Origin of the sequence: Bacillus sp. FSL M8-0025, from assembly GCF_037975475.1 — a bacterium.
GTDB classification, from domain to species: domain Bacteria; phylum Bacillota; class Bacilli; order Bacillales; family Bacillaceae; genus Bacillus; species Bacillus subtilis.
On record NZ_CP150258.1, the window covers coordinates 260,191 to 281,793 of the forward strand.

Consider the following 21,603-nt stretch of genomic DNA (forward strand, 5'->3'; position numbering starts at 1 on the left):
ATCACCTCTTTTTTCATATTTAAAAAATGCTGAGCTCCCATTCCTGCGCCATATGCTTCAGCAGCATACCGCCAGTGAGGCTGTTGCCGTATTCATCAATGGCAGGCCCGTAAATGCCGATGCCGCATCCGGATTGAAAAGGCTGTTCTCTTCTAGCGCTTGGAGGCACCAGCGCCATGATGCCGCCGGAGACGCCGCTTTTGGCCGGCACGCCGACAAACGCCGCATATTTGCCTGAAGCGTTGTACATGCCGCACGTCAGCATTAATGCCTTGGCCAATTTTGCCACATCTTTTGGAATCACCTGCTCGTGTCGAATCGGATGATACCCGTCATGAGCAAGGATCAGGCCGATCAACGCAATATCTTCTGTAGTGCTCTCCATAGCGCATTGCTTCAAGTACACCTCAAGTGTTTCTTCTACTTCAGCTTCTAAAAAGTTTGTTTCTTTTAAATAGTAGGCCAGCGCTCTGTTGCGGTGGGCGGTTTCCCATTCAGAACGGAATACTTCCTCATGAATTCTCGGCCGTTTTCCTATCAAAGTTTCCATCACCGAGTAAAGAAACTCGAGCTTTTCGTATGCCGATTCTCCGGGAAGGATCGAAGCGATGGTGAGGGCACCCGCGTTGATCATGGGATTGAAGGGCTTTCCCGGCTTGTTGATTTCGAGCCGAATGATTGAATTAAAGGCGTCACCTGTCGGCTCGACATCTACGCGGTCAAGCACATAGGGAATGCCGCGGCTCATGCAGGCGGCAATAAAGCTAATCACTTTTGAAATGCTTTGCAGGGTAAAAGAGACGTTCCAGTCGCCGGCGTGTATCATCGTTCCATCAGGCTCCAATACACAGATGCCGAGCTGTGAATCATTGACTTTTCCTAATGCGGGGATATAGTTTGCGCTTTGTCCATTGGCGGCAAAAGGGCGATAGTATTCAACCCAATCATGAAGCTGTAACGCCGGGTTTATGTCTTTCTGGTGCTCTTTTATCAATTCTTTCATCGAATTCCTCCTCACTGATTTTTTCTTAAAGGACTGAGGTGTATCAAAACGAAGGCTAAAGGGGCGTTAAACGCTTTCATAATAGCGGAAGGTATAATTACTGTATAATGGAGACTACAGAATCATACAAAATACGACAAAAACATTTTGAAAATAAGCAGTAAGATTTATAAAAACCTCATGTTCTGGGTCAAAAGCAATTTGCAGGTTTTCTCCCGATTCCCCAAAATAAAAAGCGAGGATGTGATCAACATAAAACTTGAACGGTTTATTGAAAAAGACGGATATATACTGGCTCTCATGCTGATTACGGTGCCGCTGGCCGGTGAACTGAAATTTTATCCCCTCAATGAAGAATTCCGGGTCAGCTTTGGGGCACCGGTTTTTTTCTTCTTTTTATCATTGTTGCGGCATGTGCCCGCTGTGCTGCCGGGTTTTCTGACTGGAGCGGCTGTTTTTATTTTCCGCGTCTTTCTGGAATTATGGGGCGGAGGACACAATGGACTGACTCCGATTCTGTATGATCAAGCGTCTGGCTTTTTCTTTTATATGACTTACGCCTGTCTGTTTTCCATATTAAAGGCCAATCGTTTCCGTGAACGGCCGATTATGCTCGGTTTCATTGGGTTTATGATTGAAGTTGTGTCAGATTGTGTCGAGCTGGCTGTGCAATTTCTCATTTTTCATACGGTTGTCACGCCTGAGAAAATCACTGACATTGCGGTGATTGCGATTTCTCACACATTTATTGTGATGAGCTTTTATAGTGTGCTGAAGCTGTATGAAACACAATCGAGAGAAAAACAGACAAGGCAGCAGCACGAGCACATGCTGATGATCGTTTCCAATTTATATGAAGAAACGGTGCACCTAAAAAAGACATTGAAAACGACAGAGAAAGTGACAAACGATTCGTATCAGCTCTATCGGGAAATGAAGGGCAAGGATGTTCAGCTGAGCGGCAGAATCCTGAGACTGGCCGGAGAAATTCATGAAGTGAAAAAGGACAACCAGCGGATATTCGCAGGGCTTTCAAAACTGATTTCGAATGAGAGTTTGAGAGATTATATGAGGGCTTCTGATTTGCTGCAGCTCGTGATTCGAATGAATGAAAAGTACGCTGAAGCACTAGGGAAGCAGATTGATTTTTACTGCTCGATCGAGGGAGAGCATGACGAATATCACGTATTTATCGTGCTTTCGATCATTAATAATCTAACAGCAAATGCGGTAGAGGCTATGGATGAAGAGGGAATGGTCATCCTGAGGCTCCGTAAGCCAAATGAGAGTATGGTAGAATTCCAGGTGGAAGACAATGGCCCAGGGATTTCCGAGAAAATCGGAGACATTGTGTTTGACCCGGGCTTTACTTCAAAATATGACGAATTTGGCACGCCTTCTACAGGTATCGGACTTTCCTACGTAAAGGAAATCGTGACTGAGCTAGAAGGGGATATCACGTTTGATAATCAGCAGCGGGGAGTGGTGTTTGCCATCAGGCTGCCTGTCCGGCATTTGATTCAGAAAGGGTGAACCGAAAGCTATGCGTTTTTTTATTGCAGATGATGACCGTGCAGTGCGGTCAATTTTAAGGCAGATCATTGAGGACGAAGATCTCGGGGAAGCTGTTGGTGAAGCTGACGACGGAAGCCAAGTGGAAGGGCATATGCTGCAATTTAAGCAGATTGATATTTTATTAATCGATCTGTTAATGCCCGGAAGAGACGGCATTGAGACGATTCGTCAGATCCAGAATACGTACTCCGGCAAAATCATAATGATCTCTCAAGTGGAGGCGAAGGAAATGGTCGGGGAAGCGTACTCGCTCGGCATCGAATATTTTATCCATAAGCCGATTAACCGCATTGAAATTGTCACGGTTCTCCAAAAGGTGAAGGAGCGGATTGAGCTTGAACACTCGATTGGAGCCATTCAGCATTCTCTAAGCCGGCTTGTCAATCGGACTGAACGGAAAGCGCGTCCCCAGCAGAAGAGTGACAGCGGTTTAAAAGAGGCAGGAACATTCCTGTTGTCCGAGCTGGGCATGATGGGAGAAGGCGGCGCACATGATCTCATGGCGGTCCTGCAGTATTTAGCAGAACACGAGCAATCCGAGCCGCACGAAAAACAAAGCCCTTCGCTAAAACAAATATTCACCCAAGTAGCGGTACGGAAGCTGGGAGCAGGGGCCTCACAGACGGAAGTCAATCGCGAAATGAAAGCCTCGGAGCAGCGTATCCGCAGAGCGATTATTCATTCGCTGCACCATTTTGCTTCACTGGGCACAACTGATTTTTCGAATCCAAAATTTGAAACCTATGCATCGAAATTCTTTGATTTTCCGGTTGTCAGCCAGAAAATGAAAGAACTCCAATCCAAGGATGCAAAACCCCTTGCACCTGCTAGAATAAATATGAAAAAATTCATCCACGTGTTTTTTTTGGAAGCAAAGCTTTTGCATGAGACGATGAAACAAAGAAGGATATAAACCAAACAGCCGGCTGACCAGGCTGTTTTTTTTGCTGCGCAAAATCCCGGCCGGACAGTGATTCACCGCTTTTTTATAAAATATCAGAAAATAAAGATATTGACTTATTGTTTATTTGTCTTACAATTAAACAAAAGGATATATGGGGAAGGAGCGGATGTGAAAGAAAAATTAATAAAAGCGCTTACAGATAGAGGCTGTATACACAAATAACAGGAGGTTATGTTGATGAGCCGTAGCAGAAAAGCACCCGCTGGAATTTTAGGTTTTCCGGTTGCTCCTTTTAACACACAAGGAAAACTGGAGGAAGAAGCTCTTTTTCAAAACATTGAGTTTTTGCTGAATGAGGGCTTGGAAGCGATATTTATCGCTTGCGGGTCTGGTGAATTCCAATCTCTCAGCCAGAAGGAATATGAGCAAATGGTGGAAGTCGCAGTCTCGGCAGCCGGAGGAAAGGTGCCGGTCTACACGGGGGTGGGCGGCAACCTCAGCACAGCGCTTGATTGGGCGCAGCTGTCGGAGAAAAAAGGCGCCGACGGCTACTTGATTCTGCCTCCGTATTTGGTGCATGGCGAACAGGAGGGGCTGTACCAGTATGCGAAAACGATTATTGAAAGCACTGACTTGAACGCGATTCTTTATCAGCGCGATAACGCAGTTCTCTCTGTTGAACAGATCAAACGTCTGACCGAATGTGAACAGCTTGTCGGTGTCAAAGACGGGGTAGGAAATATGGATTTGAATATCAACCTCGTCTATACGATCGGCGACCGCTTGGGATGGCTCAACGGAATGCCGATGGCTGAAGTGACGATGCCGGCTTATCTGCCGATCGGGTTCCACTCTTACTCTTCAGCGATTTCAAATTATATCCCGCATATTTCGCGAATGTTCTATGATGCATTGAAAAACGGAAATGACGAGCTTGTGAAGGAACTCTATCGGCATGTGATTCTGCCGATCAACGACATTCGCAAACAACGAAAAGGCTACGCCGTATCCTTGATTAAAGCCGGTATGGAAATCATGGGTTTGAATGTAAGGAATACAGCCAGACCGCCTGTCGGCCCGGTTGAAAAAGATCATTATCAGCAATTGGAAGCAATTTTGAAGCAGGCGGCTGACCGTTTTCCGAAAAAAGCCGCGACGGTTTGACCAGAAAAAACACGAAAGGGGCAATGGGCATGTCTGTGATCACGGAACAAAACACGTACCTCAACTTTATTAACGGAGAGTGGGTTAAGTCTCAATCAGGCGATATGGTCAAGGTCGAAAACCCTGCCGATGTGAATGATATTGTCGGATATGTACAGAATTCAACGGCTGAAGATGTGGAACGTGCCGTCGCCGCCGCCAATGAAGCCAAAACGGCTTGGAGAAAGCTGACGGGTGCCGAGCGCGGCCAATACTTATACAAAACAGCGGATATCATGGAGCAGCGCTTGGAGGAAATCGCCATCTGTGCAACGCGTGAAATGGGTAAAACATTGCCGGAAGCGAAGGGAGAAACAGCCCGTGGGATTGCCATTCTGCGCTATTACGCCGGAGAGGGCATGCGAAAAACGGGTGACGTCATTCCGTCTACTGACAAAGCCGCGCTCATGTTTACCACCCGTGTTCCGCTCGGTGTGGTCGGCGTGATTTCTCCGTGGAACTTCCCAGTGGCGATTCCGATTTGGAAAATGGCGCCGGCATTGGTATACGGCAATACCGTTGTCATCAAACCGGCGACAGAAACAGCTGTGACATGCGCGAAGATCATTGCCTGCTTTGAGGAAGCGGGGCTCCCGGCAGGGGTCATCAATTTGGTGACAGGCCCGGGTTCTGTTGTCGGGCAGGGGCTTGCTGAGCATGACGGTGTAAACGCCGTTACGTTTACCGGTTCAAATCAAGTCGGAAAAATCATCGGGCAAGCCGCTTTAGCGAGGGGAGCTAAGTACCAGCTTGAGATGGGCGGCAAAAACCCTGTCATCGTAGCTGATGACGCTGACCTTGAAGCTGCGGCCGAAGCTGTCATAACGGGGGCCTTCCGTTCAACCGGCCAGAAATGCACCGCGACAAGCCGTGTCATTGTACAAAGCGGAATTTATGAGCGCTTTAAAGAAAAACTGCTCCAGCGCACAAAAGATATTACAATCGGAGACAGCTTAAAAGAGGATGTCTGGATGGGACCGATTGCCAGCAAGAATCAGCTTGATAACTGCCTGTCATACATTGAGAAAGGCAAACAGGAGGGGGCTTCCCTTTTAATAGGAGGAGAAAAGCTGGAGAACGGAAAGTATCAAAACGGCTATTATGTTCAGCCTGCCATCTTTGACAATGTGACATCTGAGATGACAATTGCCCAGGAGGAAATTTTCGGTCCGGTGATCGCCTTGATCAAGGTGGACTCGATGGAGGAGGCACTGAACATCGCCAATGATGTGAAGTTTGGTTTAAGTGCATCCATCTTTACGGAAAACATCGGCCGAATGCTTTCTTTCATTGATGAAATCGATGCCGGACTGGTTCGGATCAATGCAGAAAGCGCAGGTGTTGAGCTGCAGGCTCCCTTTGGCGGCATGAAGCAGTCGAGCTCCCACTCCCGAGAACAGGGTGAGGCAGCGAAGGACTTTTTCACAGCGATCAAAACTGTTTTTGTGAAGCCGTAATGGTGCTGGAAAGAGGCATGCGTCTCTTTCCCAGCTTTATCACAGCCAGCATATGATTCTCTACTTTGAAAAGGAGAAGATACTATGAAAAAAGACTTTGCGAATGTTACACCGGCGGGCAAAAAAACGTCCGTGCGCTGGTTCATCGTGTTTATGCTGTTTCTTGTGACCTCTATTAACTACGCGGATCGCGCGACGCTTTCCATCACCGGAGATTCCGTCCAGCACGATTTGGGATTGGACTCGGTCGCCATGGGATATGTCTTTTCTGCCTTTGGCTGGGCCTATGTCATCGGACAGCTTCCGGGCGGCTGGCTGCTGGACCGTTTTGGTTCAAAGACTATCATTGCGTTAAGCATCTTTTTCTGGTCGTTTTTTACGCTGCTGCAAGGGGCGATTGGCTTTTTCTCCGCCGGCACAGCGATTACCCTGCTGTTTGCACTGCGTTTTCTGGTTGGTTTATCAGAAGCGCCTTCATTTCCCGGAAACGGCAGAGTTGTTGCCTCATGGTTTCCAAGCTCCGAGCGCGGGACAGCTTCAGCCTTTTTTAATTCAGCACAATACTTCGCAATCGTCATTTTTTCTCCTTTAATGGGCTGGCTTACCCACTCTTTCGGCTGGCATTCCGTCTTCGTTGTTATGGGTATTGCGGGCATTCTTCTGGCTGTCATCTGGCTAAAAACGGTGTATGAACCGAAAAAACACCCAAAGGTTAATGAAGCTGAGCTTGCGTACATCGAACAGGGCGGCGGGCTGATTTCCATGGATGACAGTAAAAGCAAACAAGAGACAGAATCGAAATGGCCGTATATCAAACAGCTGTTAACGAACCGCATGCTGATTGGCGTGTACATCGCGCAATACTGTATTACGACTCTCACCTATTTCTTTCTCACATGGTTTCCGGTATATTTGGTTCAGGCCCGCGGCATGTCTATTCTTGAAGCTGGGTTTGTCGCTTCCCTGCCGGCGCTGTGCGGATTTGCCGGCGGCGTGCTTGGGGGCATTGTGTCAGACATCTTGCTCAAAAAAGGCCGTTCACTGACCTTTGCTAGAAAAGTGCCAATCATTGCCGGCATGCTGCTGTCTTGCAGTATGATTGTCTGCAACTACACAGATTCAGCATGGCTCGTCGTTGTCATTATGTCGCTCGCGTTTTTCGGAAAAGGCTTCGGCGCATTGGGCTGGGCTGTCGTGTCGGACACGTCTCCGAAAGAATGTGCAGGATTAAGCGGCGGTTTGTTCAACACTTTCGGGAATATTGCCTCAATTACAACACCGATTATTATCGGATACATTGTCAATGCCACTGGATCTTTCAATGGCGCGCTTGTGTTTGTCGGCGCTAACGCGATTGCGGCGATCCTCAGCTATTTGCTGCTGGTCGGGCCGATCAAACGGGTCGTGTTAAAGAAACAAGAACAAGACCCCGATCAATCGTTGCCTGTCTAATATTTATGAAAGCGCTTTATAAAGGGAGGGAAATGCATGAGTTCACCGATACAAGAGCAGGTTCAAAAAGAGAAGAGATCGAATATTCCATCAATTTCTAAAATGAAGGTGATTCCTGTTGCGGGACATGACAGCATGCTGCTGAATCTAAGCGGAGCACACAGCCCGTTTTTTACCCGGAATATCGTAATCTTAACGGACAGCAGCGGAAATCAGGGAGTCGGCGAGGTGCCTGGCGGAGAGCATATTCGCCGCACGCTGGAGCTGTCAGAGCCGCTTGTTGTCGGAAAATCTATCGGTGCGTACCAGGCGATATTGCAAACGGTCAGAAAGCAGTTTGGCGATCAGGACAGGGGAGGGCGAGGAAACCAGACGTTTGATTTGCGCACCACTGTGCACGCCGTCACCGCACTGGAAGCGGCTTTGTTAGATTTGCTTGGAAAGTTTCTTCAGGAACCGGTCGCGGCTTTACTGGGCGAAGGGAAGCAGCGTGATGAAGTAAAAATGCTCGGTTACCTCTTTTACATCGGCGACCGAAAGCGGACGACCTTGCCGTATCAAAGCGATGAGCAGTCAGATTGTGCGTGGTTCCGTCTGCGCCATGAGGAAGCGCTGACGCCGGAGGCCATTGTGCGTCTTGCCGAATCCGCACAGGAGCGCTATGGCTTTCAGGATTTCAAGCTGAAAGGCGGGGTGCTGCGGGGAGAAGAGGAAATCGAAGCTGTTACCGCATTATCGAAACGTTTTCCAGAGGCAAGGATCACTCTTGATCCGAACGGGGCATGGTCATTAGAGGAAGCTATTGCATTATGCAAAGGAAAGCAAGATGTGCTCGCGTATGCGGAAGATCCATGCGGGGATGAGAATGGCTACTCCGCTCGTGAAGTAATGGCTGAATTCCGCCGCGCGACAGGGCTTCCGACTGCGACAAATATGATTGCGACTGACTGGCGGGAAATGGGTCACGCGATTCAGCTCCATGCGGTCGATATACCGCTGGCTGATCCGCATTTTTGGACGATGCAAGGGTCGGTGCGGGTTGCGCAAATGTGCCATGATTGGGGTTTGACATGGGGCTCGCATTCCAACAACCACTTTGATATTTCCCTTGCGATGTTTACCCATGTGGCAGCAGCGGCTCCGGGGCGGATCACGGCGATTGATACCCATTGGATCTGGCAGGACGGGCAGCGATTAACGAAACAGCCTTTTGAGATTTCTTCTGGCTGTGTCAAGGTGCCGGATAAGCCTGGACTAGGCGTCGATATTGATATGGAACAAGTGGAAAAAGCGCATGAGATCTATCGGAAAATGAATTTAGGCGCACGGAATGACGCGATCCCAATGCAGTTCCTGATCAGCAACTGGGAATTTGACCGGAAGCGTCCATGTCTTGTGCGATAAGTTTGATTGTAAATATTGTCATATCCACTATTTTGTCTTACAATTGAACAACTGAAAGGAGAGTTGTTCGTGTACGAAGGTTTAGAGGATTTGAAAGTCGATACAGTCAATCGGAAAACATTAGCCAAGCAGGTCATCGAACGGATTGTCCATTTATTATCGAGCGGACAGTTGAGGGCCGGAGACAAATTGCCGACAGAAATGGAACTGATGGACATTTTGCATGTCAGCAGGCCGGTGCTTCGGGAGGCACTCAGTTCACTTGAAACGCTGGGCGTCATTACGAGAAAAACACGAGGGGGCACATATTTCAACGATAAAATCGGCATGCAGCCGTTTTCCGTCATGCTTGCTTTGGCCACTGATAATCTTCCGGCTATCATTGAAGCGCGGATGGCGCTAGAACTCGGACTCGTGACAATTGCAGCGGAAAAAATCAATGAGGAAGAGCTTCAGCGTTTGCAGAAGACGATCGACGATATTGCCAACAGCACTGACAATCATTATGGTGAAGCGGATAAAGAGTTCCATCGAATTATTGCGTTAAGCGCCAATAACCCCGTCGTTGAAGGGATGATTCAGTCCCTGCTGATCACCCATGCGAAAATTGACAGCCAAATTCCGTACAGGGAGAGAGATGTAACGGTCGAATATCACAAAAAAATCTACGACGCCCTTGCCAAAAGAGATCCGTACAAAGCACATTACCACATGTATGAGCATCTGAAATTTGTCCGTGACAAAATTCTAAAAGGAATGGATGAAAAATAATGGTGAGCAACCGCAGTTGAAACGTAAGAGCTGCGGTTTTTTTAAACCAATTTAGAAAACGCTTACTAAAATATGAGGAGTGATTTTCATATGGCGATGAACCTCAGGAAGAACCAAGCCCCCCTTTACATCAAAGTGCATGAAATAGATAACACCGCGATTATTGTAAATGATGGAGGACTGCCAAAGGGCACTGTTTTCTCATGCGGGCTCGTACTTGAAGAGGATGTTCCTCAAGGCCATAAGGTGGCCCTCACCGATCTCAATCAAGGGGATGAGATCGTGCGTTACGGAGAGGTGATCGGATTTGCTGATGAGACGATCAAACGCGGGAGCTGGATACGGGAAGCCCTCGTGAGAATGCCCGCTCCTCCGGCGTTAGACGATCTTCCTCTCGCAAACAGGGTGCCGCAGCCGCGGCCGCCTCTTGAAGGCTACACTTTTGAAGGATACCGTAATGCGGATGGCAGTGCGGGGACAAAAAATATCCTCGGCATCACGACAAGTGTTCAATGTGTTGTTGGCGTTTTGGATTATGCAGTCAAACGAATAAAAGAAGAGCTGCTGCCGAAATACCCAAATGTCGATGACGTTGTGCCGCTGCATCATCAATACGGATGCGGCGTGGCGATCAATGCGCCCGACGCTGTCATTCCGATCCGCACGATTCAAAATCTTGCGAAGCATCCGAACTTCGGCGGAGAAGTAATGGTCATCGGATTGGGATGTGAAAAGCTCCTCCCGGAAAGAATTGCCTCCGAAAATGATGATGACATTCTATCGCTCCAGGATCACCGAGGTTTTGCGGCGATGATCCAATCCATTTTGGAAATGGCGGAGGAACGGTTAATCAGGCTGAACAGCAGAACCCGGGTGTCATGCCCTGTTTCGGATCTGGTAATCGGCCTGCAATGCGGCGGCAGTGATGCGTTTTCCGGCGTGACGGCGAACCCTGCCGTGGGGTATGCGGCTGATTTATTGGTTCGCGCAGGTGCAACGGTTTTGTTTTCTGAAGTGACAGAGGTGCGGGATGCCATTCATTTATTAACGCCGCGGGCTGTCAGTGAAGAGGTCGGACAATCGCTGATCAAAGAGATGAAGTGGTATGACAGCTATCTTCGGCGGGGAGACGCAGACCGTAGCGCAAACCCGTCACCAGGCAATAAAAAAGGCGGATTATCCAATGTGGTGGAAAAAGCGTTAGGCTCGGTAGCGAAATCAGGCACAAGCCCCATCTCCGGCGTGCTCGGCCCTGGTGAAAGAGCAGAGCAAAAAGGCCTGCTGTTCGCGGCGACACCGGCAAGCGATTTTGTGTGCGGTACCCTGCAGCTGGCTGCGGGCATGAATCTGCAGGTGTTTACGACAGGAAGGGGAACACCATACGGCCTGGCTGCTGCGCCGGTGCTGAAAGTATCGACGCGGCATTCCTTATCAGAGCATTGGGCTGATTTAATCGATATCAATGCCGGCCGAATCGCGACAGGAGAGGCCAGTATTGAAGACGTAGGCTGGGAAATCTTCAGGACGATTTTGGATGTGGCAAGCGGCCGCAAACAAACGTGGGCTGACCGTTGGGGCCTTCATAATGATTTGTGCTTGTTCAATCCTGCTCCAGTGACTTGATTCATTTTTTTATAGCGATTAGATGGAATATGATGTAAAATACAATTAACGTATAGGAAACGGAGGGGTTACAGCATGGCATTCATTAGATTCCGAGTGACACGAATTCAATAGTGAGCAACTCTCGCCTGAATGCGGGAGAATCGGGATGAATCCGCCTATGTATGAGCCCTTATATGGTTATTAAAAAAGAGGGTGGCGATGCCTGCCTTCTTTTTTCTGCCTCCAAACATCCCCTCTCTCTCCTTCAGGGCGGAGCATGAGAAAGGGGAAATGGGATGACAAACCTTACCGAAAAACAGATGATCACGGAGATTGTCGGGCTTGCACGCAGCCAAGGTTTGACGGTTCATTCTGAGAACGCGCAATTGAATGAAACCGGAATGGACTTTCAAGTTGTATTTGCCAAGGACGACACAGGTATGCCATGGGTGCTGCGAAAACCGCGGCGAAGTGATGTTGTGGAAAGAGCATCTGCAGAAGGCATAACGCTTGCCTTTCTCCGCGCGAATCTGACTGCTGATGTGCCGGATTGGAGAATTCATACACCGGAATTGATCGCTTACCCAATGTTAAAAGGAACGCCGGCTGCTGGAATTGATTTGGAACAAAAGCAATATGTTTGGAATATGAATCATCAGCCGCCATCAGACGATTTTGTCCGTACACTTGCTGGCATACTGGCTGAATTACATGGCACGGATCAAATATCTGCTGGGCAATCCGGAATAGAAGTGATAAGGCCAGAAGATTTCAGGCAAATGACAGCAGACTCTATGGTTGATGTGAAGAATAAGCTTGGCGTATCTACGACGCTTTGGGAAAGATGGCAAAAATGGGTAGATGATGATGCATACTGGCCGGGTTTCTCTTCTTTGATACACGGCGATCTCCACCCGCCGCATATCCTTATCGATCAAAATGGACGTGTCACAGGACTTCTGGATTGGACAGAAGCGAAGGTTGCTGACCCAGCCAAGGATTTTGTTCTTTATCAAACCATTTTCGGAGAAAAAGAAACTGCCCGTTTGCTTGAATACTATGATCAAGCAGGCGGCCGAATATGGGCAAAAATGCAGGAACACATCTCAGAGATGCAGGCGGCGTATCCGGTGGAAATCGCCAAGCTAGCTCTGCAAACACAGCAGGAGGAACACATCAATATGGCGCTGGAAGCACTTGGTGTAACATCGGATTAAGAATTGACTTCGTTTCATGAACCGAGTATTATAAACTCTACAAATAATAGAACGGATTAACAATCGTGAGGAAGAGCAAGTACGCATCAGAATGGAGGTTCAGAGAGTCGGTGGCAGGTGTGAACCGATCCTCCCCTGATGCCGAATGGGCTTCTGAATTGCTTTGCTGAACGGATAGTAGGCGATGCCGGGTTTCTCTCCCCGTTACCAAGAGAGGAGTATCGAAACATAGGTTTTCTGTACTTAGAGTGAACGGCTGTATAGCTGTTAATAAAGGTGGTACCGCGAGACCCTCGTCCTTTGCATAGGACGGGGGTTTTTTGTGTTTCTTAAAGGAGGTGACGGCCAATGGACGATGGCTGGTGGTGGCATAGCAGATGAGTTAGAAAGGAGGATATCAAATGGTCATTGCAACTGATGATCTTGAGGTCGCATGTCCTAAATGTGAAAGAGCGGGAGAAATCGAAGGAACACCTTGCCCGGCCTGCAGCGGAAAAGGTGTTATTCTGACTGCTCAAGGATATACGCTTCTCGATTTTATCCAAAAGCATTTGAATAAGTAAAGGAGAAAAGCTGAGCTGAGATGAGAGCAGAAGAGCAGAGTAAGATTCGTGAGGCCGCAGCAGGTACGATTTTTTTGCTGATCGGAACAGTTTGTTTTGCGTCTAAATCGATTTGGATAAAATGGGCATACCAAATGGGTGCTGAGCCAGATGCCGTGCTGCTATACAGGCAGCTGCTGGCTGTTCCGCTGTTTTGGCTGATTTTTTTAATATACCGTCCTCCAATGCCAGACGGTAAGAAAAAAGGAGACCTATGGAAGGCTTGTGGCGCGGGAGTGTTTTGTTTTTTTCTGTCTCCCTTGCTTGATTTTATCGGGCTGAACCATGTATCCGCAATGGTTGAACGTATATTGCTGATGAGCTATCCGTTGTTTGTGTTTGGATTCACCGCGTGTCGTGACCGGAAAATGTCCTCAATTCAGGACCTTTTCGCAGTTCTGGCGGTCATGTTTGGGCTTTTCTTGGCGCTGGGCGGCTGGAATGCTGAGCTTTTCCAGGCGAATATGATTGGAGCTGTATTCATTTTGTTATCTTCGGCCGTCTATGCTGGTTATCTTGTCCTTTCCGGGCATCTCGTCCATCAAATCGGAGGGATCCGTCTCAATGCATACGGGATGACAGCTGCTGGAGCTGCCATGATGCTTTACACAGGGATAAAATCGGCGGCTGGCATGAATACGCCAATGGCAGCATATCCGCTTTCTATGTATGGTTTGTTCGCAGTAATTGCAGTCGTTACCACAGTGATTCCATTTGTGCTAATGCTTGAGGGCATAAAACGAATCGGGGCACAGCGAGCCGCCGCCATTTCAATGGCAGGGCCTATCCTGACGATTTTCTATGGAGCTTTATTTCTCGGTGAACGGCTCGGGCTCATTCAAGTCATTGGATGCGGTGGCGTATTTTTTGTCATTACGGGCATGGAATACAGGAAGCTGAAAACAGGAAAAAAAGAATAATTTATATAAAACACACACGTTTTTCAATTACAATAAGTGTAATTACGTGTGTGTTTTTTGATTTTGTAAAGGTTAGGTGAGAAGATGCAGCGCATATTGCTTGTAGAAGACGACCACTCAATCAGTGAAATGGTGGATCATTATTTAACAAAAGAAGGCTTTGGAATTGTGCATGCTTTCGACGGAGAAGAGGGCATCCGGCTGTTTCAGCAGGGTTCATACGATTTGGTCCTCCTTGATATCATGCTCCCGAAGCTGAACGGCATGGATTTTCTGAAAATCATCCGGGAAAAAAGCAACGTTCCGGTCTTAATGATTTCGGCAAAAGACGGAGATGTGGACAAGGCATTGGGACTGGGCTTTGGGGCGGATGATTATATCGCCAAACCGTTTTCGATGATTGAGCTGACAGCCAGAGTAAAAGCCGCGATACGGCGGGCGACGCAATATTCGGCAGAGGAGCCGGCTGTGAATAAGGTGATCCGGATTCACCAGCTTGCGATAGATATAGACAATGTTTCCGTTTTGAAAAACGGAGAGCCGCTCCAGCTGACGTCAACAGAATGGCAGCTGCTGTGCTTATTTGCATCAAATCCTAAAAAAGTGTTTACGAAAGAACAAATCTACCGTTCCGTCTGGAATGAAGAGTACTTTGATGATCAGAACATCATTAACGTACATATGCGGCGGCTCAGAGAAAAGATTGAGGATGACCCCTCCTCCCCTCAATATATTAAAACGTTATGGGGCATCGGTTATAAATTAGGAGAGTTTTAGAATGACAGTGCTATGGGTGGCCGCTGTCATCGCGCTGGCGTGTCTGAATGTGATTCAATTCATAATGAAAAAGAAGCGGGACGGGAATCTGGCTTACACGGCTGACCAGCTTAGCTACATGCTCAGCCGGGATTCGGCAGGACAAATTTTGCTTCCTACAGACGATCATGCGCTCAAAGACTTGCTTGTTAACATTAATCTTTTCGTTGAGAATCGTCAGCAGATCAGCGCCCAATTTGCCAAAACAGAGCAATCCATGAAGCGGATGCTGACCAATATGTCGCACGACCTGAAAACGCCGTTAACGGTCATTCTCGGTTATATCGAAGCCATTCAAAGTGACCCGAACATGCCGGAAGAAGAGCGGGAAAGATTGTTGGGGAAGCTCCGCCAGAAAACAAATGAACTTATTCAGATGATCAATTCCTTTTTTGATTTAGCGAAATTAGAATCTGAAGATAAAGAGATCCCGATCACCAAAGTACATATGAACGACATATGCAAACGAAATATCCTGCACTATTATGACGTTGTTCAGTCAAAAGGCTTTCAAGCAGCCATCGATATACCGGATACGCCGGTGTATGCGCAGGCGAATGAAGAGGCTCTGGACAGAATCCTGCAAAACCTATTGTCCAATGCGATTCAATATGGCGCGGCCGGCAAGTTAATCGGACTGACGCTGTCTTATGATGAGAGGAACATCGCCATCACCGTATGGGATCGCGGAAAAGGGATTAGTGAAACCGATCAGCAGCGGGTGTTTGAGAGGCTGTACACACTTGAAGAATCCAGAAATAAAGCATTTCAAGGAAGCGGTCTCGGTTTAACCATCACGAAACGGCTTACAGAAAAAATGGGAGGCACCATATCCGTCCAAAGCAAGCCGTACGAACGGACTGCATTTACGATCACCTTGAAACGTATGACATATTAATCGTAAGAATTTCTTAAGGTTTGAGAAATAAAAATGACAGGGCTCGCCGCTACAATAGAAAACAGGAAAAGAGAGGGAAGGAGAAACAAAGTTGACTTATATCGTACAAACAAACGGGCTGACCAAAACGTATCAGGGCATAGAGGTCGTATCCAATGTCAGCATGCATATTAAAAAAGGTGAAATCTACGGCTTTCTCGGCCCGAACGGCGCGGGGAAAACAACCATCATGAAAATGCTGACGAGCCTTGTCAAACCGACAAGCGGTGAAATCATCATCCTTGGGAACAAGTTCACCCACACGTCATATGAGGTGCTGGGGAACATCGGCAGCATGATTGAATATCCGATTTTTTATGAAAACCTGACAGCTGAAGAAAATTTAGATCTGCATTGTGAATATATGGGATACCACAATAAAAAAGCCATACAAGAAGTGCTGGATATGGTGAATTTAAAACAAATCGATAAAAAACCCGTCAAAACCTTTTCCCTCGGGATGAAGCAGCGCCTTGGAATTGCGCGTGCCATCCTCACGAAGCCGGACCTGCTTATTCTGGATGAGCCGGTGAATGGTCTTGACCCTCTCGGCATTAAAAAGATCAGGCAATTGTTTCAAGTGCTGAGCAAAGAGTACGGTATGACGCTGCTGATCTCAAGCCACCTGCTGGGTGAAATCGAACAAATCGCGGACACAATCGGCGTCATTCGGGACGGCAGGCTGCTTGAAGAGGTATCAATGGAGGATGTCAGGGGCCAGAACACTGAATACATCGAGCTTGTCACGCCGAATCAGACAAGGGCCTGCTTTGTGCTGGAGAAAGAGCTGCAATTAACCAACTTTAAAATATTAAATGAGAAAACGATTCGAATTTACGAGGCTGAAGCCTCTCAGGCTGCCATATCCAAAGCATTGATTTTAAATGATGTAGACATTGAATCAATGAACAAAAAGTATACGTCGCTGGAGGATTATTTTATCAAATTGATCAACGGCAATAGCATCAGTGCGTAAAGGAGGAGAGACACGTTGATGAATTTGATCAGAATCGAATTAAGAAAAATGAAAATGGGCTGGTATATCAGAGGTGCCCTCATTGCCAACGTGATCATTATGGGTTTTATGTGGCTGATCAGTTATTCCGAAAAAGCCGATGGCGGGGTTTCGTTCCAAAGTACGGATGAAGCATTCCTCATCATCGGCACCTTCGTCAGAGCGGTATTTATCGTATTTGGCGCTGTGCTGATCGTAAAATTGGTGATTTCGGAATATAAAAACAAAACCATTCTTGTGATGTTCACGTACCCGATCAGCCGTAAAAAGCTGCTCACCGCTAAGCTCATGATCGCGGGCGGACTGACGTTTATCACGATTTTACTTTCAAATATACTCATAGCCGCCGGTTTCTTTTGGCTGAACTCGATCTACCATTTCATACCGGGAGAGCTTACTTCCGAGATCATTTCTCAACAGGCGGTCAAAATGGCGGTTTTCGCTTTTGGCGCCGCTGGAACCAGTTTAGTTCCCATCTTTTTTGGGATGCGTAGACACTCGGTTCCGGCGACCATCATTTCATCTGTAGTAATTGTGATGCTCATCAGCTCAACAAGTCCGGGCTTCTCGATTTCATCTGTTGTGTATATCCCGTTATCGTTAGCGGCATTCGGATTGTTCTTTTCCTACATGGCGATCAGGAATGCGGACAAGCAGGATGCGTAAACAAAGGCGCCCAATATGTATAAAAGGCCGATGCTGTCAGCACCGGCCTTTCCATTATGAGTCTGTTCTTGTTTCAAGATAATGCTTCTTGCCAATCTCTTTGCTCATCATATAGAAATGGAAGCAATATTCACCGATTGCCATGACGATCGCGCCGAATAAAGCCGCCAACGCAACTTCACCGCCAGTCATCCCCAGGGAAAGCGGCATGCCCATCAGCCAGATCACAAGAAAGGCCAAGCCAAAATCAGCCAAAGTTGCAATCATATTATTCCATCTCGGCAATACATAAAGATCGCCCAGCAAATAAGAAATAACCCCTAACACAATCGTCATTAGCAGCGTATCACCAAACGTGAACCCAAAGCCCAGACCAAGCACCAGATACAACACAATAATCGTCATAATACCTTTAATCGCGAGCGCTTTCACATGTGTCATTACAATTCCTCCTTTTGTCATTTGATTTGTTATGTATAATTCCTCAAATGTAAAAAGTTAAACCTTATTTCTTTTCGGAGGCGGGTGCAAATCTGCTGGGGAGGGGTCAATGATGTGAATCCAGGAATTGAGGCTGCGGCGCTTCGACAGCGGAAACGTGAAGCTTGTACTGCACCGGACGCTGCTTTGATGCCCAACAGCCCATTATGTTTGCTGTTTTTAGATGAATAAATTTAAAAACTTCTCCTGTCCCTCCGTCATCACTTCTGAAGTAATGAAATATGATGAAAAGAGATCAAGGGGAGGTGACGTGATGGCGGTCGTGAGAGCAACGAGTGCGGATGTCGATTTGATGGCAAGGCTGCTCAGAGCGGAAGCGGAAGGCGAAGGCAAGCAGGGGATGCTGCTTGTCGGCAACGTTGGAATTAATCGGCTGCGGGCGAATTGCTCAGATTTTAAAGGCCTCCGCACCATCAGGCAGATGATTTATCAGCCACACGCGTTTGAGGCTGTGACTCATGGATATTTTTATCAAAGGGCGCGAGATAGCGAGCGTGCCCTTGCACGCCGGTCGATTAATGGTGAAAGGCGCTGGCCTGCAAAATTTAGTTTATGGTACTTCAGGCCGCAGGGGGACTGTCCAGCCCAGTGGTATAACCAGCCGTTTGTGGCCAGATTTAAGTCACACTGCTTTTATCAGCCGACGGCGGAGACGTGTGAAAATGTATATAACACATTTTAGAGACAGGACACCGTTCAAATTGAACGGTGTTTTTCTTTGAAAAGATGCAATGCAAAATATTCCTGTGAGATAATCAAAGAAAAAAGAGCTGACGGAGATGACAGAATGGCAACAATTGACCTGCAAAAGAAAAGTGTAAAGATCGTACTGGAGAAAAAGCAGTTAACGAAGGTGACGGCTCGTGTTGGACTGGTTCTTGATATTACGGGATCGATGAGACCGCTCTACAAAAACGGGACGGTTCAAAATGTGGTGGAGCGGATTTTGGCAGTGGCTGATCAGTTTGATGATAACGGTTTGCTGGATGTATGGGTGTATGATAATGAATTTTCCCGATTAAAGCCAGTTTCAGAAAAGGATTTTTCGGGCTATGTCGATCGTGAAATTTTAAATAATGACCGCTTGCATAAATTCGGCAGAAATGATGAGCCGCCAGTCATGAAGGACGTGCTGCGCAAATATGTTACGGAGGAACCGAGCTCGTATCCTGCTTTCATTGTTTTTATCAATGACGGGGGCTGTAAAAAGTCAATCAAACCGATAATTGAAGCTTCTTCTGATAAACCGGTGTTCTGGCAGTTTGTCGGCATCGGAAACGGAAACTTTGATTTTCTCAATAAACTGGATACGTTAGAAGGGCGTGTCATTGATAACACGAACTTCCTGCATATCGAAGAGATTGACCGCATTTCTGATGATGAGCTTTATGATGCTCTGCTTGCTGAATTTCCATTTTGGCTGAAAGAAGCGAAGGAAAAAGGGATTGTAAGAGAACAAGAGCCTCCTGCTGAAAAGCCGAAAAAGAAGGGCTTTTTCAGCAGATTGTTTTCGAAATAACTGATAAAGAGCACTAAGTCATTCTGCGAAATGGCTCGGTGTTTTTGTTTTTTTAAGATCATGTGAAGAAAAATAGGCCGAATGGGCGGTTTGCAAACGACAGGATATGCAGAAAACGCGTCATTCAGCCAGCTTTCGGCATGTTTCAGCAGCAGGCTTGTGAGGGAAGACCTGTTTTTAATGTTCAGCGCTTACAATCAGTTCACACTTCTTCACAGTCGTTTAACAATGATTTCCTATAATGGAGACGATCAATGAGGAGAGAGGGGATCTTGAATGGCATACGACAGTCGTTTTGATGAATGGGTACAGAAACTGAAAGAGGAAAGCTTTCAAAACAATACGTTTGACCGCCGCAAATTTATTCAAGGAGCGGGGAAGATTGCAGGACTTTCTCTTGGATTAACGATTGCCCAGTCGGTTGGGGCCTTTGAAGTAAATGCTGCGCCTAAATTCTCAAGCTATCCGTTTACATTAGGGGTAGCGTCAGGTGATCCGCTTTCTGACAGTGTCGTGCTTTGGACACGTCTGGCACCAGATCCGCTGAATGGCGGGGGAATGCCGAAGCAAGCAGTGCCTGTCAAATGGGAGGTCGCAAAGGATGAGCATTTCCGCAAAATCGTAAGAAAAGGCACTGAAATGGCTAAACCAAGTCTTGCCCATTCCGTTCATGTGGAAGCGGACGGGCTTGAGCCAAACAAAGTGTACTATTACCGTTTCAAAACCGGCCATGAACTAAGCCCTGTCGGAAAAACAAAAACACTGCCTGCCCCTGGCGCCAATGTGTCGCAAATGACCTTTGCATTTGCTTCCTGCCAGCAATATGAGCACGGATATTATACGGCCTACAAGCATATGGCAAAGGAAAAGCTTGATCTTGTCTTCCATCTCGGTGATTACATATATGAATACGGGCCAAATGAATATGTATCAAAAACAGGCAATGTCCGCACGCACAACAGCGCTGAAATCATTACGCTGCAAGACTATCGGAACCGTCACGCTCAATACCGTTCTGACGCCAATCTTAAAGCTGCACATGCGGCATTCCCTTGGGTTGTAACTTGGGATGACCATGAAGTTGAAAACAACTATGCCAATAAAATACCTGAAAAAGGACAGTCGGTTGAAGCATTCGTGCTCCGCCGCGCGGCAGCATACCAGGCATACTATGAACATATGCCGCTCCGCATTTCCTCTTTGCCGAATGGCCCAGATATGCAGCTGTACCGGCACTTTACGTACGGAAACCTGGCGTCCTTCAATGTGCTTGATACCCGCCAGTACAGGGACGACCAAGCCAATAACGACGGCAATAAGCCGCCTTCTGATGAATCGCGCAATCCGAATCGGACCCTGCTTGGAAAAGAACAGGAGCAGTGGCTCTTCAACAATTTGGGCAGCTCGACTGCCCACTGGAATGTGCTGGCGCAGCAGATTTTCTTTGCCAAGTGGAATTTCGGGACAAGCGCAAGCCCGATCTACAGCATGGATTCGTGGGACGGCTACCCGGCTCAGCGCGAACGGGTGATCAATTTCATTAAAAGCAAAAATCTGAATAATGTTGTCGTACTGACAGGTGATGTACACGCAAGCTGGGCATCGAATTTGCATGTCGATTTCGAGAAGACAAGTTCAAAAATATTCGGAGCCGAATTTGTCGGAACCTCGATCACATCCGGAGGAAACGGCGCCGATAAGCGGGCGGATACGGACCAAATTTTAAAAGAAAATCCGCACATCAAGTTCTTTAACGACTATCGCGGATATGTCCGCTGTACAGTGACGCCTCACCAGTGGAAAGCCGATTATCGGGTGATGCCGTTTGTGACCGAGCCGGGCGCAGCCATTTCCACGCGGGCTTCATTCGTTTACCAGAAAGACCAAACTGGGTTGAGAAAGGTATCATCCACAACAATCCAAGGCGGGGTGAAGCAATCCGATGAGGTCGAAGAGGATCGTTTCTTTGCGCACAACAAAGCCCACGAAAAACAAATGATTAAGAAGCGGGCAAAAATCACGAATTAAGGAGTGGA

Annotated in this window: 22 protein-coding genes and 1 other annotated feature; of the genes, 19 read left to right on the forward strand and 3 right to left on the reverse strand. The window is 47.4% G+C overall.

Annotated features, from left to right (window positions below):
* Positions 1-19: 19 nt before the first annotated feature.
* The gene (locus MKX38_RS01445) at positions 20-1,003 is read right to left on the reverse strand and encodes a glutaminase (RefSeq protein ID WP_076458359.1); all 984 of its coding nucleotides are present in this window, start codon (positions 1,001-1,003) and stop codon (positions 20-22) included.
* A gap of 300 nt (positions 1,004-1,303) precedes the next feature.
* Here MKX38_RS01445 and glnK point away from each other — a divergent pair, with 300 nt between their 5' ends.
* The 15 genes from glnK to MKX38_RS01520 all read left to right on the forward strand — a co-directional run bounded on the left by glnK (position 1,304) and on the right by MKX38_RS01520 (position 17,547).
* On the forward strand, positions 1,304-2,536 hold the full coding sequence (gene glnK, locus MKX38_RS01450) for a two-component system sensor histidine kinase GlnK (protein ID WP_339189371.1): 1,233 nt from the start codon (positions 1,304-1,306) through the stop codon (positions 2,534-2,536).
* A gap of 10 nt (positions 2,537-2,546) precedes the next feature.
* Positions 2,547-3,491 (forward strand): glutamine utilization two-component system response regulator GlnL, encoded by a 945-nt coding sequence (gene glnL / locus MKX38_RS01455; protein WP_339188371.1) that lies wholly within the window; start codon positions 2,547-2,549, stop codon positions 3,489-3,491.
* A 228-nt stretch (positions 3,492-3,719) separates the two neighbouring features.
* Positions 3,720-4,646 (forward strand): 5-dehydro-4-deoxyglucarate dehydratase, encoded by a 927-nt coding sequence (gene kdgD / locus MKX38_RS01460; protein WP_339188374.1) that lies wholly within the window; start codon positions 3,720-3,722, stop codon positions 4,644-4,646.
* Positions 4,647-4,675: 29 nt separating this feature from the next.
* On the forward strand, positions 4,676-6,142 hold the full coding sequence (gucD, locus tag MKX38_RS01465; protein WP_339188377.1) for an alpha-ketoglutaric semialdehyde dehydrogenase GucD: 1,467 nt from the start codon (positions 4,676-4,678) through the stop codon (positions 6,140-6,142).
* 84 nt (positions 6,143-6,226) lie between these two features.
* A complete protein-coding gene (gene gudP / locus MKX38_RS01470; RefSeq protein ID WP_128992362.1) occupies positions 6,227-7,594 on the forward strand; it encodes a glucarate transporter GudP in 1,368 nt (455 codons plus the stop codon).
* 36 nt (positions 7,595-7,630) lie between these two features.
* Entirely contained in the window at positions 7,631-8,998 is a 1,368-nt protein-coding gene (gene gudD, locus MKX38_RS01475) for a glucarate dehydratase (protein ID WP_339188381.1), read from the forward strand.
* Between the two features lie 69 nt (positions 8,999-9,067).
* Positions 9,068-9,769, forward strand: a complete 702-nt coding sequence (locus MKX38_RS01480) for a FadR/GntR family transcriptional regulator (protein ID WP_003246338.1) — start codon at positions 9,068-9,070, stop codon at positions 9,767-9,769.
* Positions 9,770-9,859: 90 nt separating this feature from the next.
* Positions 9,860-11,392 (forward strand): galactarate dehydratase, encoded by a 1,533-nt coding sequence (garD, locus tag MKX38_RS01485; protein ID WP_014478709.1) that lies wholly within the window; start codon positions 9,860-9,862, stop codon positions 11,390-11,392.
* 278 nt (positions 11,393-11,670) lie between these two features.
* Positions 11,671-12,591, forward strand: coding sequence for a macrolide 2'-phosphotransferase MphK (gene mphK / locus MKX38_RS01490; protein ID WP_015252911.1), 921 nt, complete (start codon positions 11,671-11,673; stop codon positions 12,589-12,591).
* Positions 12,592-12,647: 56 nt separating this feature from the next.
* Positions 12,648-12,895: a binding site (T-box leader), on the forward strand.
* 97 nt (positions 12,896-12,992) lie between these two features.
* Positions 12,993-13,154, forward strand: coding sequence for an anti-TRAP regulator (rtpA, locus tag MKX38_RS01495; protein WP_003234807.1), 162 nt, complete (start codon positions 12,993-12,995; stop codon positions 13,152-13,154).
* Between the two features lie 20 nt (positions 13,155-13,174).
* Positions 13,175-14,113 carry an EamA family transporter gene (locus MKX38_RS01500; protein ID WP_003246325.1) on the forward strand — a complete coding sequence of 313 codons (939 nt, stop codon included), beginning with the start codon at positions 13,175-13,177 and terminating at the stop codon, positions 14,111-14,113.
* A gap of 96 nt (positions 14,114-14,209) precedes the next feature.
* Positions 14,210-14,890, forward strand: coding sequence for a two-component system response regulator YcbL (gene ycbL / locus MKX38_RS01505; protein WP_076458515.1), 681 nt, complete (start codon positions 14,210-14,212; stop codon positions 14,888-14,890).
* 1 nt (position 14,891) lies between these two features.
* On the forward strand, positions 14,892-15,827 hold the full coding sequence (gene ycbM, locus MKX38_RS01510) for a two-component system sensor histidine kinase YcbM (RefSeq protein WP_015252907.1): 936 nt from the start codon (positions 14,892-14,894) through the stop codon (positions 15,825-15,827).
* A gap of 91 nt (positions 15,828-15,918) precedes the next feature.
* The gene (locus tag MKX38_RS01515; protein WP_076458364.1) at positions 15,919-16,842 is read left to right on the forward strand and encodes an ABC transporter ATP-binding protein; all 924 of its coding nucleotides are present in this window, start codon (positions 15,919-15,921) and stop codon (positions 16,840-16,842) included.
* An 18-nt stretch (positions 16,843-16,860) separates the two neighbouring features.
* Complete coding sequence (locus MKX38_RS01520) at positions 16,861-17,547, forward strand: ABC transporter permease (protein WP_080121049.1); 687 nt, start codon at positions 16,861-16,863, stop codon at positions 17,545-17,547.
* Here the strand turns inward: MKX38_RS01520 and MKX38_RS01525 are convergent.
* Positions 17,508-17,642 (reverse strand): hypothetical protein, encoded by a 135-nt coding sequence (locus MKX38_RS01525; RefSeq protein WP_119122840.1) that lies wholly within the window; start codon positions 17,640-17,642, stop codon positions 17,508-17,510. The two genes, MKX38_RS01520 and MKX38_RS01525, sit on opposite strands and share 40 nt — an antisense overlap.
* The gene (locus MKX38_RS01530; protein WP_014478718.1) at positions 17,602-17,988 is read right to left on the reverse strand and encodes a YndM family protein; all 387 of its coding nucleotides are present in this window, start codon (positions 17,986-17,988) and stop codon (positions 17,602-17,604) included. Before MKX38_RS01530 ends, MKX38_RS01525 begins: the two co-directional genes overlap by 41 nt.
* Before the next feature lie 313 nt (positions 17,989-18,301).
* On the opposite strand from MKX38_RS01530, the gene cwlJ reads away from it, so the two are divergent.
* The 4 genes from cwlJ (at position 18,302) to phoD (ending at position 21,595) form a co-directional block, all read left to right on the forward strand.
* Positions 18,302-18,730: a cell wall hydrolase CwlJ gene (gene cwlJ / locus MKX38_RS01535; protein WP_003246500.1), complete on the forward strand. Its 429-nt coding sequence runs from the start codon at positions 18,302-18,304 to the stop codon at positions 18,728-18,730.
* Positions 18,731-18,835: 105 nt separating this feature from the next.
* Entirely contained in the window at positions 18,836-19,567 is a 732-nt protein-coding gene (locus MKX38_RS01540; protein ID WP_003246379.1) for a VWA domain-containing protein, read from the forward strand.
* Between the two features lie 81 nt (positions 19,568-19,648).
* The gene (locus MKX38_RS01545; RefSeq protein ID WP_003246278.1) at positions 19,649-19,825 is read left to right on the forward strand and encodes a hypothetical protein; all 177 of its coding nucleotides are present in this window, start codon (positions 19,649-19,651) and stop codon (positions 19,823-19,825) included.
* 18 nt (positions 19,826-19,843) lie between these two features.
* Positions 19,844-21,595, forward strand: a complete 1,752-nt coding sequence (phoD, locus tag MKX38_RS01550; protein ID WP_038427315.1) for an alkaline phosphatase PhoD — start codon at positions 19,844-19,846, stop codon at positions 21,593-21,595.
* The last annotated feature ends 8 nt before the right edge of the window (positions 21,596-21,603 follow it).

Coding starts and splice junctions, on each gene's coding strand:
- MKX38_RS01445 (WP_076458359.1), bottom strand. CDS start 1,003: ATGAAAGAATTGATAAAAGAGCACCAGAAAGACATAAACCCGGCGTTA.
- glnK (WP_339189371.1), top strand. CDS start 1,304: ATGCTGATTACGGTGCCGCTGGCCGGTGAACTGAAATTTTATCCCCTC.
- glnL (WP_339188371.1), top strand. CDS start 2,547: ATGCGTTTTTTTATTGCAGATGATGACCGTGCAGTGCGGTCAATTTTA.
- kdgD (WP_339188374.1), top strand. CDS start 3,720: ATGAGCCGTAGCAGAAAAGCACCCGCTGGAATTTTAGGTTTTCCGGTT.
- gucD (WP_339188377.1), top strand. CDS start 4,676: ATGTCTGTGATCACGGAACAAAACACGTACCTCAACTTTATTAACGGA.
- gudP (WP_128992362.1), top strand. CDS start 6,227: ATGAAAAAAGACTTTGCGAATGTTACACCGGCGGGCAAAAAAACGTCC.
- gudD (WP_339188381.1), top strand. CDS start 7,631: ATGAGTTCACCGATACAAGAGCAGGTTCAAAAAGAGAAGAGATCGAAT.
- garD (WP_014478709.1), top strand. CDS start 9,860: ATGGCGATGAACCTCAGGAAGAACCAAGCCCCCCTTTACATCAAAGTG.
- mphK (WP_015252911.1), top strand. CDS start 11,671: ATGACAAACCTTACCGAAAAACAGATGATCACGGAGATTGTCGGGCTT.
- rtpA (WP_003234807.1), top strand. CDS start 12,993: ATGGTCATTGCAACTGATGATCTTGAGGTCGCATGTCCTAAATGTGAA.
- MKX38_RS01500 (WP_003246325.1), top strand. CDS start 13,175: ATGAGAGCAGAAGAGCAGAGTAAGATTCGTGAGGCCGCAGCAGGTACG.
- ycbM (WP_015252907.1), top strand. CDS start 14,892: ATGACAGTGCTATGGGTGGCCGCTGTCATCGCGCTGGCGTGTCTGAAT.
- MKX38_RS01520 (WP_080121049.1), top strand. CDS start 16,861: ATGAATTTGATCAGAATCGAATTAAGAAAAATGAAAATGGGCTGGTAT.
- MKX38_RS01530 (WP_014478718.1), bottom strand. CDS start 17,988: ATGACACATGTGAAAGCGCTCGCGATTAAAGGTATTATGACGATTATT.
- cwlJ (WP_003246500.1), top strand. CDS start 18,302: ATGGCGGTCGTGAGAGCAACGAGTGCGGATGTCGATTTGATGGCAAGG.
- MKX38_RS01540 (WP_003246379.1), top strand. CDS start 18,836: ATGGCAACAATTGACCTGCAAAAGAAAAGTGTAAAGATCGTACTGGAG.
- MKX38_RS01545 (WP_003246278.1), top strand. CDS start 19,649: ATGGGCGGTTTGCAAACGACAGGATATGCAGAAAACGCGTCATTCAGC.
- phoD (WP_038427315.1), top strand. CDS start 19,844: ATGGCATACGACAGTCGTTTTGATGAATGGGTACAGAAACTGAAAGAG.